The organism is Burkholderia stabilis (genome assembly GCF_001742165.1).
Classification (GTDB): domain Bacteria; phylum Pseudomonadota; class Gammaproteobacteria; order Burkholderiales; family Burkholderiaceae; genus Burkholderia; species Burkholderia stabilis.
Window position 1 is genome coordinate 2018844 of the sequence record NZ_CP016443.1, and the last position, 14535, is coordinate 2033378.

The 14535-nt window shown below is 68.3% G+C and carries 12 protein-coding genes and 1 pseudogene; 6 read left to right on the forward strand and 7 right to left on the reverse strand.

Annotated elements, in window-relative coordinates:
* Nucleotides 1-10: 10 nt before the first annotated feature.
* The 3 genes and pseudogenes from BBJ41_RS26845 (at nt 11) to BBJ41_RS26855 (ending at nt 2017) form a co-directional block, all read left to right on the forward strand.
* Nucleotides 11-867, forward strand: a pseudogene (locus tag BBJ41_RS26845) (class I SAM-dependent methyltransferase).
* Entirely contained in the window at nt 864-1424 is a 561-nt protein-coding gene (locus tag BBJ41_RS26850; protein WP_069749244.1) for a GNAT family N-acetyltransferase, read from the forward strand. The pseudogene BBJ41_RS26845 and the gene BBJ41_RS26850 overlap by 4 nt, the downstream one beginning before the upstream one ends.
* Before the next feature lie 53 nt (nt 1425-1477).
* The gene (locus tag BBJ41_RS26855) at nt 1478-2017 is read left to right on the forward strand and encodes a 2-thiouracil desulfurase family protein (RefSeq protein ID WP_408611220.1); all 540 of its coding nucleotides are present in this window, start codon (nt 1478-1480) and stop codon (nt 2015-2017) included.
* A gap of 94 nt (nt 2018-2111) precedes the next feature.
* Here BBJ41_RS26855 and pcaF read toward each other — a convergent pair whose 3' ends face one another.
* A complete protein-coding gene (pcaF, locus tag BBJ41_RS26860) occupies nt 2112-3314 on the reverse strand; it encodes a 3-oxoadipyl-CoA thiolase (protein ID WP_069749245.1) in 1203 nt (400 codons plus the stop codon).
* A 310-nt stretch (nt 3315-3624) separates the two neighbouring features.
* Between pcaF and BBJ41_RS26865 the strand changes: the two genes are divergently transcribed.
* Entirely contained in the window at nt 3625-4413 is a 789-nt protein-coding gene (locus BBJ41_RS26865; protein WP_069749246.1) for an IclR family transcriptional regulator, read from the forward strand.
* Nucleotides 4414-4548: 135 nt separating this feature from the next.
* Here BBJ41_RS26865 and BBJ41_RS26870 read toward each other — a convergent pair whose 3' ends face one another.
* Both BBJ41_RS26870 and BBJ41_RS26875 read right to left on the reverse strand, forming a co-directional pair.
* Nucleotides 4549-6063: a M81 family metallopeptidase gene (locus BBJ41_RS26870; RefSeq protein ID WP_069749247.1), complete on the reverse strand. Its 1515-nt coding sequence runs from the start codon at nt 6061-6063 to the stop codon at nt 4549-4551.
* A 103-nt stretch (nt 6064-6166) separates the two neighbouring features.
* Nucleotides 6167-7486, reverse strand: coding sequence for an MFS transporter (locus tag BBJ41_RS26875; protein WP_069749248.1), 1320 nt, complete (start codon nt 7484-7486; stop codon nt 6167-6169).
* Nucleotides 7487-7637: 151 nt separating this feature from the next.
* Between BBJ41_RS26875 and BBJ41_RS26880 the strand changes: the two genes are divergently transcribed.
* Nucleotides 7638-8624, forward strand: a complete 987-nt coding sequence (locus BBJ41_RS26880; RefSeq protein WP_069750393.1) for a LysR family transcriptional regulator — start codon at nt 7638-7640, stop codon at nt 8622-8624.
* A gap of 115 nt (nt 8625-8739) precedes the next feature.
* Here BBJ41_RS26880 and BBJ41_RS26885 read toward each other — a convergent pair whose 3' ends face one another.
* Both BBJ41_RS26885 and BBJ41_RS26890 read right to left on the reverse strand, forming a co-directional pair.
* The gene (locus BBJ41_RS26885; protein WP_069749249.1) at nt 8740-9855 is read right to left on the reverse strand and encodes a succinylglutamate desuccinylase/aspartoacylase family protein; all 1116 of its coding nucleotides are present in this window, start codon (nt 9853-9855) and stop codon (nt 8740-8742) included.
* Nucleotides 9856-9902: 47 nt separating this feature from the next.
* On the reverse strand, nt 9903-10676 hold the full coding sequence (locus tag BBJ41_RS26890) for a transporter substrate-binding domain-containing protein (RefSeq protein ID WP_069749250.1): 774 nt from the start codon (nt 10674-10676) through the stop codon (nt 9903-9905).
* Nucleotides 10677-10818: 142 nt separating this feature from the next.
* Between BBJ41_RS26890 and BBJ41_RS26895 the strand changes: the two genes are divergently transcribed.
* Nucleotides 10819-11739, forward strand: a complete 921-nt coding sequence (locus BBJ41_RS26895) for a LysR family transcriptional regulator (protein ID WP_069749251.1) — start codon at nt 10819-10821, stop codon at nt 11737-11739.
* 36 nt (nt 11740-11775) lie between these two features.
* On the opposite strand, the gene BBJ41_RS26900 is transcribed toward BBJ41_RS26895, so the two are convergent.
* The gene (locus BBJ41_RS26900; RefSeq protein ID WP_069749252.1) at nt 11776-13107 is read right to left on the reverse strand and encodes an MFS transporter; all 1332 of its coding nucleotides are present in this window, start codon (nt 13105-13107) and stop codon (nt 11776-11778) included.
* A gap of 53 nt (nt 13108-13160) precedes the next feature.
* On the reverse strand, nt 13161-14351 hold the full coding sequence (locus tag BBJ41_RS26905; RefSeq protein ID WP_069749253.1) for a M20 aminoacylase family protein: 1191 nt from the start codon (nt 14349-14351) through the stop codon (nt 13161-13163).
* Nucleotides 14352-14535 lie beyond the last annotated feature (184 nt).

A 14535-nucleotide genomic window follows, 5' to 3' on the forward strand; every position in this document is an offset into this window, starting at 1 on the left:
TCCGAATTCGATGAACAAGGCATTGCACGAACTGAATCGGCTGTCCTGGAATACGGCGACAGTCGCGCATAACAGCCATAAAGGCGATCAGGCCGCGTTTTTCCGCAATGGCGGCACGACGCTGTTTCCGGAAGAGCGCGAACTGCTCGGCGAGCTCGCCGGCCTGCAACTCCTGCACCTGCAATGCAACGCGGGCAGGACACGCTGAGCCTCGTGCGTGAAGGCGCGGTGGCGACCGGCGTCGACATCTCCGACGAAGCGATCGGCTTCGCGCGGCAACTGTCGGCCGACGCGGGCCTGCCCGCGCGTTTCGAGCGCGCCGACGTGCTCGACTGGATGCCGGAGGCCGCCGAACGCGGCGAGCGCTTCGATCGCGTGTTCACGTCGTACGGCGCGATCTGCTGGCTGTCGGACCTGAACACATGGGCGCACGGGATTGCCGCGCTGCTCGCGCCGGGCGGCCGTTTCGCGATGGTCGAGTTCCATCCGTTCGCACTGTATTTCGACGAACACTGGACGCCGCACTACGACTATTTCAAGCGCGACGCGAACCAGGAGCCGGCGGGCGTCGGCGATTACGTCGCCGCGTCGGGCACGGGGCTCGGCGCGCAGCACGACCATCCAGGCGTCGTCGATTTCGCGAACCCGCATCCGAGCTACGAGTTCATGTGGGGCATCGGCGACGTGGTGAATGCGCTCGTATCGGCCGGGCTCGCGATCGACCGGCTGACCGAATATCCGTATGCGAACGGCTGGAAGGGATTCGACGGCATGCGCGAGCTGGAGGGCCACCGGATGGTGCCGCCCGACGGCATGCCGCGCCTGCCGCTGATGTATGCGATCGCGGCGCAGCGGCGGGCCGCATGACGCGCCGCACCGCAGCCGAACGCGACGCGCTGTGCGCACGCCCGCTCGCACGTGACGACGTGCCGCTCGTGTGGACCATCGACCGCCGCGAGATCATCGATCACGTGTATGTGCTGCGCGACGGCGCGCTGCATCTCGTTCCCGAGTTCTACGACGTCGACGGCTGGCCCGACGGCGAAGCCGATCACTACACGCCGATCCTGCTCGACTGCCACGATCGCGGCGGCTGGTTCCTCGGCATGTTCGACGGCGCGCGGCTCGTCGCGGCGGTCGTCGTGGACAGCCGGCCGCTCGGCCCGCAACGCGACATGCTGCAGTTGAAGTTCCTGCACGTGAGCCGCGACTGGCGCGGTTGCCGGCTCGGCGAGCAGCTTTATCGCGCGGCCGTTGCGCAGGCGCACGTGATGGGCGCGCGTCGCCTGTATGTGTCGGCGACGCCGTCGCAGCGCACGATAGACTTCTACCTGCGGCTCGGTTTCACGGTCAGCCCGTCGCCCGACCCGGCGCTTTACGCGCTCGAGCCGGAGGATATTCATCTCGAAGGCCCAAGCGCCTGACGCAGGCGTGCCCACGCGGCGCGTCAAATTTCCGCGTCGTCACGATCACCATCATGGAAAACGAATTGCAGAACGCGCCGCAACCGCAAGCGACACCGAAGATCCTCGTCAGCATGTGCCTGATGGGTCATCCGGTCCGTTACAACGGTTCGGCCAAGACCGCCGCGCACGATGCGCTCGAACGGTGGCAGCGCGAAGGGCGTCTCGTGCCCGTCTGCCCCGAACTGGCCGGAGGATTCAGCGTGCCGCGCCCGCCCGCCGAAATCGCGGATGGCGAATCGGGGCAGCGGGTGCTGTCAGGCACCGCACGCATCGTCGATGTGAACGGCGCCGACGTGACCGCGCCGTTCGTTGCCGGCGCGCAAACCGCGCTGGCGCTCGCACGCGCGCACGATTGCCGCTTCGCGATCCTCGCCGACGGCAGTCCGTCGTGCGGCAGCAGCTTCATTTATGACGGGAGTTTCGCGAACCGGCGGCATGCGGGCGCCGGCGTCACGGCGGCGTTGCTGCGCCAGCATGGCATCGAGGTGTTCGCGGACACCGAGATCGACGCGCTCGACGCACGGCTCAGGCAGATATCGCAAGCCGGTTAACGACGATGGGCGGCACGACGAGTGTCGTGCCGCCCATCGTTCGGGGAACGGCGAAGCGGCGCGTGACCGGCCGCTTCACCGCGTCACGCAAGGGTCAGACGCGTTCGATCGCGATCGCGATGCCCTGGCCGACGCCGATACACATCGTGCACAGCGCAAAGCGGCCGTTCGTGCGATGCAGCTGGTACATCGCGGTCGTCACGAGGCGCGCGCCCGATGCCCCGAGCGGATGGCCCAGCGCGATCGCGCCGCCGTTCGGGTTCACGCGAGGATCGTCGTCGGCGACGCCGAGCATGCGCAGCACCGCAAGACCTTGCGACGCGAACGCCTCGTTCAGCTCGATCACGTCGAACTGGTCGATCGTCATCCCGAGCCGCGCGAGCAGCTTCTGCGTGGCCGGCGCGGGGCCGATGCCCATCACGCGCGGCGCGACGCCGGCCGTCGCGATGCCCAGCACGCGGGCGCGCGGCGTCAGGCCGAAGCGCTTCGCGGTTGCCTCGTTCGCCAGCAGCAGCGCGGCGGCGCCGTCGTTGACGCCCGATGCGTTGCCGGCCGTCACCGAGCCGTCCGGACGCACGACGCCCTTCAGCTTCGCGAGCGCTTCGAGCGACGTTTCGCGCGGATGTTCGTCGCGCGAGAACACGACCGGATCGCCCTTCTTCTGCGGAATCGTGACGGACACGATTTCCTCGGCGAGCGTGCCGTCCTGCTGCGCGCGCGCGGCCTTCTGCTGGCTGCGCACCGCGAACAGATCCTGGTCGGCGCGGCTGATGTTGTAGTCGACCGCGACGTTCTCGGCCGTCTCGGGCATCGAGTCGACGCCGTGCAGCTGCTTCATCAGCGGATTGACGAAGCGCCAGCCGATCGTCGTATCGAAGATGTCGGCCTGACGCGCGAACGCGCTCGCGGCCTTGCCCATCACGAACGGCGCGCGCGTCATGCTTTCGACGCCGCCCGCGACCATCAGCGCGGCCTCGCCCGACTTGATCGCACGCGCGGCCACGCCGACCGCGTCCATCCCGGAACCGCACAGGCGGTTGATCGTCGAACCCGGCACGCCTTCCGGCAAGCCCGCGAGCAGCGCAGACATGCGCGCGACGTTGCGGTTGTCCTCGCCGGCCTGGTTCGCGCAGCCGTAGATCACGTCGTCGATCGCGGTCCAGTCGACGTCGCGGTTGCGCTCGACGAGCGCCTTGAGCGGCACCGCGCCCAGGTCGTCGGCGCGCACGCCGGACAATGCACCGCCGTAACGCCCGATCGGCGTACGGATCGCATCACACAGAAAAGCTTCGGTCATCAGTGTCTCCAGTCGGCCGGAGCTGGCGCTTGAGCGCTTGCTCCGGTCCCGTGCTTCGCGGTCGGTCGAAGTGGACGCTTTTGCGCCGGCTCCGGCCCCATGCAAGGCTGGGAAATGAATGGGGCGCGCCCCTTGCATTGCCCGCCGGGATGCGCTTAAATGTTCTATATACGAACATAAGATCGTGTATCGAACGTTCACCGCATCATAGGGAGTGCGGGGACGACCTGTCAAGCGCCCGGCCTGCCGTGCGGTTGGCGTGTCAGGCCCCATGCGCTATCTTCTCGGCTGCACGACAATCCGACCGTTCATGACAACCGAAGACACTCAGACGAAACCCGGCGACTCCTACGTACAGTCGTTCGCGCGCGGCCTCGCGGTGATCCGCGCTTTCGACGCACAGCGCCCGGAGCAGACGCTCACCGAGGTTGCCTCGGCCACCGGCCTGACGCGCGCGGGCGCGCGCCGGATCCTGCTCACGCTGCAGACGCTCGGCTACGTCGAGGCCGACGGCCGGCTGTTCCGGCTTACGCCGAAGATCCTCGAGCTCGGCTTTGCGTACCTGACGTCGATGCCGTTCTGGAATCTCGCCGATCCGGTGATGGAGCAATTGTCCGCGCAGATCCACGAAAGCTGTTCGGCCGCCGTGCTCGACCGCACCGAGATCGTCTACGTGCTGCGCGTGCCGACGCACAAGATCATGACGATCAACCTGTCGATCGGCAGCCGCCTGCCCGCGTACTGCACGTCGATGGGCCGCGTGCTGCTGTCCGCGCTCGACGATGCGGCGCTCGACGAAACGCTCGCGCAAAGCGGCATCCGCGCGCACACGCCGCGCACGATCACGGATCCCGGCGAACTGAAGGCGACGATCGCTCAGGTGCGTCAGCAGGGCTGGGCCGTGGTCGACCAGGAACTCGAAGTGGGCCTGATGTCGATCTCCGCGCCGATCCGCAACCGGCGCGGGCAGATCATCGCGGCGATGAACATCAGCGGCAATGCGCAACGGCATACCGCGAAGCAGATGGTGAAGGAGTTTCTCGGGCCGCTGCAGCAGGCCGCGCAAACCGTGTCGGAGCTGGTCGCGCGGCGCGGCTGAGCGCAGATCCGCGGCGGGTACGCTCACGCCGCGCGGCGCCATGTGTCAGGCGCCGCGACGGCGTTGTCCAGGACAGCGGCCGGCTCGCGGGAGACCGGCGAATCGCGCGGCCGCGCGTCGGCGGCGTGCCGCGCTTCAGCCGTTGCCCGCGAAGGCCGTTCCCATCGGCTTCATCCGGATTCCCGGGGCCAGCCGGGTCCACGGCAACTCGGCCGGATCGGCCGTCATCGGGCCAGGCGCCGCAGCCACGAGCACTGCCTCGGCGATGCCCTGGAAATCCGCGCGGAAATGCACGGAGCTTTTGTTGACAAGGATGCGCATCGCTTCCGGCTCGACGCCGCCCACACGATAGAGATTGCGGTCGAGCATCTGCGCCTTGCCGCTGCTCACCACGATCAGCACCCCTTCGATCCGCAGGCAGGCGACCGGGCCGATATCTGCCCGCATGCCGTTCATCATCGGGCCGTCGAAGCGGCATACGCCGTCGGACAACTTCACGACCTCGAAACGCGCGTGGTACGGCGCGTCGCCGGGAACGCCCGAGACGCCGCCGAGCGCCAGATCGATGAACGCACCGACACCGGCGCGATGGGCCGCAGCCGCAGCCGCCGGGTCCCAGATCAGGCCGATCGCCGCCTCTCTCGCGCCATTGCGCAGCAACGCGCGCAGCATGCCCGTCGTGTTCGAGTCGCCGCCCGCGCCGGGATTGTCCTGCGTATCGGCGATGACGACCGGCTTGCCGGCCCCCTCGGAAAGCCGCATCGCTTCGCGCACGGCGTCGTCGGGCGACAGGAACGGTACCTGCCACGCGGCTTCGTCCGCCAGCATCTTGTCGTAGAGCGCCTGCACGGCTGCCTCGGCCGAGGCGGCATCGTCGCCGTAACCCCAGATGACCGGGCCGCATTCGGGGAAATCGGCCGCCGGAAAGCCCGGCGCAAACGACAGCGACGCCACGGCCCCGGTCTCCCGCGCCGCGAGCGCCGCATACATGCCGCGCGACGGTTCGAGCAGCGTGCACATGCCGTTGATCGGGATCAGGAACGGCAACCGGCGCGCCGCGCGATGCAGCGGGCCGCGGCCCGTTGCCTGCCGGTCGAGCAGACGCTCGAGCAGCACGGCCGCGCGTTCGCCGGTCTCGGCCATGTCGACGTGCGGATAGGTGCGGAAGGCGACCAGCGCGTCGGCCTCGTGCAGCATCTGCCCGGTGACGTTGGCATGCAGGTCGAGCGACGCGACCACGGGCACGGCCGGGCCGACCGCCGCGCGCACGCGCGCCAGCAGCGTGCCTTCGCCGTCGTCGGTATGCTCGGCCACCATCGCGCCGTGCAGGTCGAGGTACACCGCGTCGTAGCCTCCGCTGCGCACCGCCGCGAGGATTTCGCCGGCGATGCGCTCGAACGCATCCTCGGTCACGTGGGCCGACGGGCTTGCGCCCGCCCAGATCACCGGCAGCAAGGTCCAGCCACGCTGTTCCGCCGCGACGATGAACCCGCCTGCGGGAATGTTGACGTCACGCAGCGCGAGCACGTCGTCGCCCCGCACCATGGCCGGGAAGCCCTCGCCCCGCTCGAAGTTTGCGTAGGCGGCTTTCGATGGCGCAAACGTATTGGTTTCATGCTGAAAGCCGGCGATCAAAATGCGCGTGTTCAAAAACGTGTCTCCGGAAATAGGCAGTCAAAGCGCCGGCACGCTGCGATCCGTGCCGGCCATACGACACCGCGATGGATGCCGGGATGCTTGCGGGCCCGCGACGTCACGCCGTCGCCAGCGCATCGCGGGGTGCGGGAAGCCGGTTCGCCACGAGTGCCGCGGCGCCCGCGACGAGCAGCGCGACCATGACCAGCAGCCCGGCCGCCATGCTGCCCGTCGCCGAGTGGATCGCGCCGATGATGGTCGGACTCAGGAAGCCGCCGATCAGGCCGATCGTATTGATCAGCGCGATGCCGCCCGCGGCGGCGTCGCCTTTCAGGTATTGCGACGGAATCGCCCAGAACACCGTGTAGGCGGCCCAGATCATCGACGTGGCGATCGTCATGCCGACCAGCGAGACGACGAGATTGCCATTGGCCGCCGTCGCCACCGCCAGCGCGATCGCGCCGATCAGGGCCGGCACCGCGCTGTGGAAACGGCGCTCGCCGCGGCGGTCCGACCTGCGACCGATGACGATCATCGCGATCGCGGCGAACACGTACGGGATCATCGAGTACAGCCCGATCTGCATCGTATCGGTCACGCCGTCGGCCTTGAGGATCGACGGCAGCCAGAAACTCACCGCGTAGATCCCGCAGATGATCGTGAAGTAGGCGAACGCCAGCAGGTACACGCGCGGGTCGCGCAGCACCTGCCCGAACGAGTGATGACCCGCGCCGGGCGTGTGCAGCTCGGCGGCGAGCATCCGCCGCTCGTCGTCGGTCAGCCATTTCGCGTCGGCCGGCCTGTCGGACAGGACCTTGAGTGCGAGCACGCCGAGCAGCACGCACGGCAGCCCTTCGACGACGAACATCCATTGCCAGCCGGCCAGGCCGTGTGCGCCGGACAGCCCGGTCATCAGCCATGCCGACAGCGGCGAACCGAATACCCCGCCGATCGGGCCGGCGAGCATGACGACCGCCATCACGCCGGCCATGCGGCGCTGGCCGTACCAGTAGGTCAGGTAAAAGATCATCCCGGGTGCGAAGCCGGCCTCGAACACGCCGAGCAGGAAGCGCATCGCGTAGAACGTGGTCTCGTTGTGGACGAACATCATGCCCGCCGAGGTCAGGCCCCACAGCACCATGATCCGGCTGATGGTCTTGCGCGCGCCGATCCGCGGCAGCAGCAGGTTGCTCGGGATCTCGAACAGCACATAGCCGAGAAAGAAGATGCCCGCGCCCAGCCCGTACACCGCATCGGAGAAGCCCAGGTCGCTCTGCATGGAGAGCTTGGCGAACCCGATGTTCACGCGATCGAGATAGGCGAACGTGTAGCAGAGCAGCAGGAACGGCAGCAGGCGCCAGTTCAGTTTGCGGTACAGGGCCTGATGGGCCGGGCTGTCGGGCGCGACCGGGGCTTGAGGGGATGGAATGGCGGACATGCGCTCTCCTTTAGGGCGTATTGCTTCGAATCCCGCATCGATCATCGAATCTGTTCGAATCGTCGAGGAGCCGAAAAAGCAGCGCAAGAGCAACCTAAGCGAGTTATTGTTGCTCAACGAGCAACACTTCACCGGCAAACGGACCGACACGATGCGTGAACTGAACCAGCGCCGCTTGCGCTATTTCCATGAAGTCCTGACGCATGGCTCCATCCGCGGCGCGGCCGACAGCATCAATACGTCGCCGTCCGTCATCACGCGGCAGATCCGGCTGCTCGAGGAAGAAATCGGGGCCCCGCTGTTCGAGCGCCAGCCTCGCGGCGTGCAGCCGACCGAGGCCGCGGCGCATCTGCTCGAATACTGGCGCGGCTGCCGCTCCCAGCAGGAACTGTTCGAGGACCGCTTGCAGGCGCTGCGCGGGCTGCAACATGGCCAGATCCGCATCGTCACCAGCGAAGGCTATATCGACCGCCTGATGGACGAGGTACTCACCGATTTTTGCGCGCGCTATCCGAAGCTCGACGTCACCGTCGATCTCCTGCCGGTCAGCACATTGCTGCAGGAAGTCGCCGAAAGCCGCGCGCATATCGGCCTCGCCTACAATCCGCCCGCGCATCCGGATATCGAGTACGTCGCCACCTCGTCGCAGCCGGTCGTGGCGCTCGTCCATCCCGGGCACCCGCTCGCCGTGCGGGGCCGGCCGGTCGAGGTACGCGAACTCACCGAGTATCCGCTCGCATTGATGCCGCCCGCGTTCGGTCTCGGACAAGCCGTGCAGATGCTCGCCTACGCGGAAAACCTCCAGATCCACCCGACGCTCACCACCAACTCGCTGGCCGTGCTGCGCCACTTCGTCAAGCGCAACAACGGCGTCACGCTGCTCGCCGCCTTCGCTGCGTATCGGGAGCTGGAGGCCGGCGAACTCGTCGCGCTTCCGGTCGCGCATCCGTTGCTCGAAGCGGCCAACGCGCGGCTGCTGGTCAAGGCGGGACGGACACTCGGCGTCGCAGCCGATACGCTGCTGCGCGGCATCCTTCAGGACATGAAGTTGTTCTCGAACGCGGGCGGACGCAACGGCCAAGCAACGGCGCGCGGCGGAGCCCGCAAGCGTGCCGCCGGGAATCGCGGCGAGCCATGACCGTCCCCGCCGACGATGCCGCCTGCCTCGCTCGCCATCGACAAGCGGCCACCCCGGTGCAGGCCGGGATCGAACGGCCGGGTGTCGGGCGCGTCGCGCGCGGCGCATCCGCCGCTCACGCGCCGAGCAGCATCCCCTTGCGCACCGGCACCGTGCCCGTCACGCGGCCGAGCGGCGCGCCGGCCGTCACGAAGCGGATCGCGCGGCGCATGTAGAACACGCCGTCGGTCGCGCTCGAAATCGTCGTGATCGCATCCGTCAGCGGATCGACGATGTCGAACAGCGGATCGCCCGCGCGGATCGTCGCGCCGACCGCCGCGCGATGCACGAGTATCCCGCTCACCGGCGCATGGAACTGCTCGCTGCCCGCGAGCGGCGTGGCCGGTGCGGCGAGCGGCGGCAGCGGCGTACGCTCGCCGTGCACCGCGCCACACCACACGAGATAGTCGACGAGCGCATCGGCGTCGCGTTCCGCGTATTCATACGTCACGTCGCGCTGGCCGCGGCATTCGACCGTCACGGCGACGGCGCCGGCCGCCATCGGCGTGCCCTCCGGCAGCAGCGGCCGCAACTGCGACCACAGCAAATGATGCGCATCGTCGAACGCGTGCCCGCCCGAATCCTCGGCGAGCAGCGACACCTCCGCGCCGAGATAACGCGCGAGCGGTTCGACTTCCGGCCACGCGGTGTCGCTCGTGTACACGTGCATCACCGCTTCGAGCGAACAATGCAGGTCGATCACGACATCGGCGTCATGCGACAGCTTCAGCAGCGCGAGCTGCAGCGCATCGAATTCGGTGCGCGGCGCGATATCGTCGAGCGCCGCGCCGACGCATTCGCGCACGATCGCGCGATTGCGCACGCCATCGTCGCCGAGCCGGTCGCGCGCACGCGCAGCGATGTCCGCGAGCGGCAGGAAGCCGCGATTGAAGTTGCGGCCGCTTGCGAGATCGAAGCGGCCGATGAATTGCCCGAGCAGATGATGATTGAGGCCGACCGGGTTCGACACCGGCACGAGCACGATCCCGGCCGCGAGCCGGCCTTCCGCGTCGAGCTGCGCGAGACGCTGCTTCAGCACGAACGCCGCGAGCATCGCGGGCGTCTCGTCCGCGTGCAGCGCGGCCTGCAGGTAGATCTTGCGGCCGGCGTCGGCCGGCCCGAAATGAAAGCTCGTCAGCGTGCGCTGCGTGCCGATCGACGGCGACAGGAGCGGCGTGGTGCGAATCTGCATCGATGGTCTCGAACGGAGGAAAACGGGGGAATCGGGCGGCACGGCGCTCAGTCGCCGTACGGGTTGAAATCGAAGTAGCGCTTCGCGATCCGGTCGTACGTGCCGTCCTTGAGCATCGACGCGATCGCGCCGTCGATCGACGCCTTGAGCGCCGTATCAGACTGCCGCAGGCCGATGCCGACGCCGCGATCGCCCATGTCGAGCGGCGTGCCGACGAACGCGAAACCCTTGCCGCGCGGCTGGCGCAGGAACCCGTAGTCGGCTTCGACCGTGCCGAGCAGCGCCGCGTCGAGGCGGCCGTTGACGAGATCGGCGAACACGTCGTCCTGGCTCTTGTACGGCACCACGCTGACGCCGGCCGGCGCCCAGTGCGCGAGCGCCCACGATTCGAACTGCGTGCCCGACTGCACGCCGACGCGCTTGCCCGCGAGCAACGCCGCCGAGCTGCCGAGCCCGAGTTCGGGCCGTGCGACGAGCCGCGACTTGAAGCGGAACAGCTTCGACGAGAACAGGATCTGCTTCTCGCGCTTTTCGGTGATCGCCATCGACGACAGGATCGCGTCGATCTTGCGCGCCTGCAGCGCGGGGATCATCCCGGAGAATTCGAGCTCGACCCACTGGCAGCGCAATTGCGCGCGGCGGCAGATCTCGTTGCCGAGATCGACGTCGAAGCCCTTCAGGCTGCCGTCGGGCGCCTTCGCGTCCATCGGCGGATAGGTCGGGTCGATGCCGAGGCGTACGGTGCGCGCATCGAGCGCGTGCGCGGCGCCGGCCGCGAACGCCAGGCACAGGGAAACGAGCGGGACGAGGAAGCGTTTCATGGGCAGCGGCAGGCAGAAGGAGCGTGATGGACAACCGGCATCAACCGGACTGCCTGCGATCGTAGTGCGTGCGCGCCGCCGCCGGAATCATCGGCGGCCTTATCATGATCACCATTTCCGATCACCGGCATCGCGCTCGCTCATGGCGTTCACGCTCTCCCAGCTTCGCATCTTCCAGGCGGTCGTCGAACACGGCAGCCTGCGCGCCGCGGCGCGCGCGCTCGATCTCGCGCAAAGCGGCGTCACGCAGCAATTGCAGAGCCTCGAGGCGACGCTCGGCGCGACGCTGTTCACGCGCACCAATCGCGGGATCGTGCCGACGGCCGTCGGCCAGCGGCTGCTCGCGCGCTCCGGTTCGATCCTCGGCGAATGCGAGCAGGTCGAGCACGAGATCCGGCAACTGAGCGGCGCATTCGAAGGCACCGTCACGCTCGGTCTCGTGGCCGAACCGCTGATCGACGCGTTCGCGCCCGTGCTGACCGCGTTCCGCGCGCGCTTCGACAAGGTCGACGTGCACCTGCGCACCGGCACGTCGCGGATGATGATCGGCTGGCTGCGCGAAAGCGCGGTCGATTTCGCGATCGCGCTCGTCGCGAAGCAGACCGACACGACCGATCTCGCGGTCACGCCGCTGCATGCGTCGGCGCCGGTCGTCGTGTGCCGCAACGGGCATCCGGCGATGCACGCGCAATCGCTCGCGGAACTGGCCGGCTACGCGTGGGTGTCCACGCGCTCGCCGAACCTGAGCGCTGACCCGGTCGTCAACCGGCTGCTCGCATACTTCGACGCGCACGGCCAGCCGCCGCCGAAGATCCTGGCGACCGTCGAAGGGATGTTCGAAACGCTGCAACTCGTCACGCAGACCGATTGCGTCGCGCTCGAAACCGAAGCCGTCACGCGGCACGGGCCGTTCGCCGGCGCGCTCGTGAAGGTGCCCGTGCGGGAGCAGGCCGAATCGCAGGAGGTCTGCCTGCTGCAGCGCGCGGCCGTGCCGCTGACGCCGGCCGCGCAGGAGCTGGCGACGATGCTCGCGTCGTACCTGAGGATGGTGCGCGGGCGGTAAGCGCTCGTTGCCGGAGCCCGCCCGCCGCGCCGCGCGTCAGTCCATCGATTCCTGCGCCGTCTCGCGCAGCATCGCGACCGCGATCAGCGACAGCACCACGCACGCGGCCACGTAGCCGGCCGGCGCGAGCTTGCTGCCGGTCGTCTTCACGAGCCAGGTCGCGATCAGCTGCGCGGTGCCGCCGAAGAGCGTCACCGCGAGCGCATACGCGATCGAAATGCCCGTCGCACGCACGTGGCGCGGCAGCGATTCGCACATCAGCGCCATTTCCGACGCCGAGCCGAGCGAATAGAACAGCAGCATCAGCGCGGTCAGCGGCAGGATCATCGACAGCGACGGGTGATGGTTCATCAGCCAGAACGCCGGGAACAGCAGCACGACCAGCACGCCGCGCCCGATGAAGATCGGCAGGCGCCGGCTGCCGAGGCGGTCCGACAGCCAGCCGAACAGCGGGCACGTGACCAGCATCACGCAGCCCGACGCGACGCCGACGAACATCGACAGCTTCATCGGCAGGCCGAGCGTGTGGATCGCATAGGTCGGCATGTAGAAGGTCAGGATGTAGGTCGACACCGTGCCGCCCATCACCGTGAGCATCAGCAGCACCACCGTGCGCGTGTGCTTCGAGAACAGCTCGTGCAACACGCCGCGCTCGATGCCGTGATGGCTGTCGCCGGGCGCATCGTCCGCGAGCCGGCGGCGCAAGTACATGCCGACCGGCGCGATCAGCACGCCGACGAGGAACGGCAGGCGCCAGCCCCAGCTTTCGAGCGCGTCCTTCGTCATCGTGTTCGACAGCAGCGCCGCGAAACCCGAGCCCATCAGCGCGGCGCCGCCTTGCGTCGCGAGCTGCCAGCTTGCGCGGAACGCGCGGTGCGACGTGCCGCCCTGTTCGAGCAGCGTCGTGGTCGCCGCGCCGAATTCGCCGCCCTGCGAGAAGCCCTGCATCAGCCGCGCGAACACGACGAGCAGCGGCGCGGCGATGCCGGCCTGCGCATAGGTCGGCGCGATCGCGATCAGGCCGGTGCCGAGCGCCATCAGCATGATCGTCAGGTTCAGCGCGGCCTTGCGCCCCTTGCGGTCCGCATAGACGCCGAGCACGACGCTGCCGAGCGGCCGCGTGAAGAAGCCGGCGGCGAACGTCGCGACCGACAGCAGCAGCGACGTGGTCGCGTCGCTCGACGGGAAGAACAGCTTGCCGATCAGCACCGCGAAGAAGCCATACACGGTGAAGTCGAAGAATTCCAGCCAGTTGCCGATCACGGCCGCCGCGATCGCGCCGCGCCGCGTGACCGCGGGCGCGCCGGGCGCGGTGGTATCGGCGGCCCCCGTCGACGCGGGGTGCAGCGCGAGATGGTCTTTCTGCATCGTTGTCGTCTCCTCTCAATGCGGCCGGAAGCGCCGGCCGCGCGCCGCCGCGATCACTGCCCCAGATAGCGCTCGACGAGGCGCGTCCAGTACGCCGCGCCGATCGGCAGGTTGCGATCGTTGAAGTCGTATTTCGGGTTGTGCACCATGCAGCCGTCCTCGCCTTCGCCGTTGCCGAGCCGCACGAACGAACCCGGCCGCTGCTGCAGCATGAACGCGAAATCCTCACTGCCCATCAGCAGGTCGGTCTGCTCGACCACGTGCGCGTCGCCGACGAGCTCGCGCGCGACCTGCGCGGCGAAATCCGTTTCGGCATCCGTATTGACGACGACCGGGTAGCCTTCGATGTACTCGACGTTCGCGCTCGCACCGTAGCTCGCGGCCTGCGTTTCGGCCAGCTCGACGATCCGGCGCTTGAGCAGCGCGCGCACGTCGGGGCTGAACGAGCGCACGCTGAGTTCGAGGCGCGCGCCGTTCGGAATCACGTTGTTCGCGGTGCCCGCGTGCATCGAGCCGACCGTGACGACTGCCGGCTGCGCGGGATCGACGTTGCGCGCGACGATCGTCTGCAACGCCATCACGATGCTCGCCGCGACCACGACCGGGTCGACCGTCAGGTGCGGACGCGCCGCGTGGCCGCCGACGCCTTCGATCGTGATGATCGCCTTGTCGCCGGCCGACATGAACGGGCCGCGCCGCGTGAGGAACACGCCGGGCGCCGCGCCCGGATGGTTGTGCATGCCGAACACCGCGTCGCACGGGAAGCGCTCGAACAGGCCATCGTCGATCATCTTCTTCGCGCCGCTGTCGACGCCGTGCTCTTCCGCCGGCTGGAAATACAGGTGCACGGTGCCGGAGAAGTTGCGCGTCTTCGCGAGATGCTGCGCGGCGCCGAGCAGCATCGTCGTGTGGCCGTCGTGGCCGCACGCGTGCATCTTGCCGTGCGTGCCGCTCGCGTACGGCAGGCCGGTCGCCTCGACGATCGGCAGCGCGTCCATGTCCGCGCGGATGCCGATGCTGCGTGTGCCGTCGCCCGCGCGCAGCGTGCCGACCACGCCCGTCTTGCCGACCCCGCGCGTCACCTGCCAGCCCCATTGCTCGAGCTTGTCCGCGACGAGCGCGGCCGTGTCGTGCTCCTCGTACGCCAGTTCGGGATGGTGATGAATGTGGTGGCGGATCTCGCGCAGCCCGCCGGCGGCGGGCATCAGATCCTCGATTTCGGTGAATCGGACGTCGGTGGTCATCAAGCGGCTCCTGCTGATCGTCAGCGTGTCAGCCGCACGCGGAGGGGTGCGTGCGGGAAAGCGAGCCACTATATCGAGCCGATATCGGTTCAATAAGATGCTGAATTTTTCACCGCGATAAGATTTTTTAATCAGGGTTAATACGGGGGCCGCGCGCCGTACCGGTCGGCATGACGGTCGAGCA